The 1,446-nt window shown below is 49.3% G+C and carries 4 protein-coding genes; all 4 read left to right on the top strand.

Going from position 1 to position 1,446, the window contains the following annotated elements:
* Positions 1-355: hypothetical protein (locus HMPREF0645_RS13915; RefSeq protein ID WP_007175485.1), on the top strand; the 355-nt coding region annotated here is incomplete at its 5' end.
* A gap of 6 nt (positions 356-361) precedes the next feature.
* On the top strand, positions 362-955 hold the full coding sequence (locus HMPREF0645_RS13055; RefSeq protein ID WP_007175486.1) for a DUF4376 domain-containing protein: 594 nt from the start codon (positions 362-364) through the stop codon (positions 953-955).
* Positions 952-1,251: a hypothetical protein gene (locus HMPREF0645_RS12815; protein WP_007175487.1), complete on the top strand. Its 300-nt coding sequence runs from the start codon at positions 952-954 to the stop codon at positions 1,249-1,251. The genes HMPREF0645_RS13055 and HMPREF0645_RS12815 overlap by 4 nt, the downstream gene beginning before the upstream one ends.
* On the top strand, positions 1,235-1,446 hold a 212-nt coding region (locus HMPREF0645_RS12820), incomplete at its 3' end, for a hypothetical protein (protein ID WP_007175488.1). The genes HMPREF0645_RS12815 and HMPREF0645_RS12820, both read left to right, overlap by 17 nt.

The raw sequence follows: 1,446 nt of genomic DNA on the forward strand, positions 1-1,446 counted from the left end.
TGGTTTTTACATGTTCGGTAATTGTGGCTCTCTGCAATCTCTTGACTTCAGAAAGTCTACATTCCGCAACGTAACGAATTTTGAAAGGGTATTCGAGGGTTGCAACATATTATCCGAGCTGTGGCTACCTCTCACGTTCGACAAGCTAACCTCGATTAATTTGAGCATACAGAGCTGGGGCAGCACGCCAAAAGGACTTGCCTCACTTCGCTGGACGTTTGGCGAGGGTGCTGACGACCGCACGGCAAAGGGTTTGCAACCTTGCACGGTGAGACTGAGCGCAAATGTTTATGACAGGCTGACGGACACGGAAAGAGCGGCAGCAGCAAAGAAAGGTTGGACGATAACAAAATAATAGAATATGAAAAAGGAAGAAATTAACGGCTGTACGGTGCTTGAAGCAGATGCAGGAAAGAAGATAGTAAAAGATAATTTCGTGTGCGGCACGGTGGTGTGGCTTGCTGTGGGTGATGCCACAGACGCTTACAAGGAAGTGAGCGTGGAAGAAGCCGATGCGATGGAAAAGGCACAAAGGGAAATAGAGGGTGGAAAGCCTGACGAGGAAACGCCCGTCGAAACGCCCTCCGACATCGACATGGCCAAGGCTGCGAAGATAGCCGAGATTGCTGCTTACTCTGACAGCGATGCGGTGAACAGCCTTACCTTTAACGGTATAAAGACATGGCTCACGCGTACTGTACGTGACGGCTATGATACGAGCATTACGGCTGCAAAAAATCTTGGAGAGACCAACGTCACGTTTATGGTAGGAGACAATGAGATGCAGCTGCCTGTTGAGCAAGCACGCAGAGTACTTGATTTGGTGCAGCGTTATGCAGATGCGTGCTTTATCGTTACCGAGCGACACAAAATAGCCGTGAAAGCATTGCAGACGGTGGAAGAGGTGGAAGCCTACGACTATACGGTGGGGTATCCTGAAAAATTGGCACTATGAGATTAAAAGGAATGCTGTGGCGTGCTGGCGTGAATGGCTGTGGCGTGTTTGGCATCAAGCCTCCACTGTGGCGGAAATACCAAGCGTGCTGTGAGCTGCACGATGCCTTGTATGACTTAGGGGGCGATGACATGGACAGGATGAGAGCCGACAGAAAGCTGCTCGAGGGCATGCTGGCCAAATCCGATAAGGCTCGGTACGTGCTTTGGACTGTGGGCTACTATTATGCCGTGCGGGCTTTCGGATGGCTGTTTTTTAATTACAAAGACAAAAAGAAAGATGCAAAGAAATACTAAAGAATGGATACAATACGGCTCGGCGATAGCCTTGCTAACAAGTGGTGTAGCAATGGCTTTCTTGAGCTTCTTCTTGAATGGCGGCGACTTAAAAGATAGCGTACTTTGGTACGTTAGTCAAACGCTTGTGTACGCCGGCTCGATATTCGGCGTGGGCATATACGTGCAGAGCAAGTGGGGAGAGGTGAAAAACTA

This window comes from Hallella bergensis DSM 17361, from assembly GCF_000160535.1.
Taxonomy (GTDB): domain Bacteria; phylum Bacteroidota; class Bacteroidia; order Bacteroidales; family Bacteroidaceae; genus Prevotella; species Prevotella bergensis.

Excerpts from the sequence above, each read along its gene's own strand:
- HMPREF0645_RS12815 (WP_007175487.1), top strand. The coding sequence starts at position 952 with ATGAGATTAAAAGGAATGCTGTGGCGTGCTGGCGTGAATGGCTGTGGC.
- HMPREF0645_RS13055 (WP_007175486.1), top strand. The coding sequence starts at position 362 with ATGAAAAAGGAAGAAATTAACGGCTGTACGGTGCTTGAAGCAGATGCA.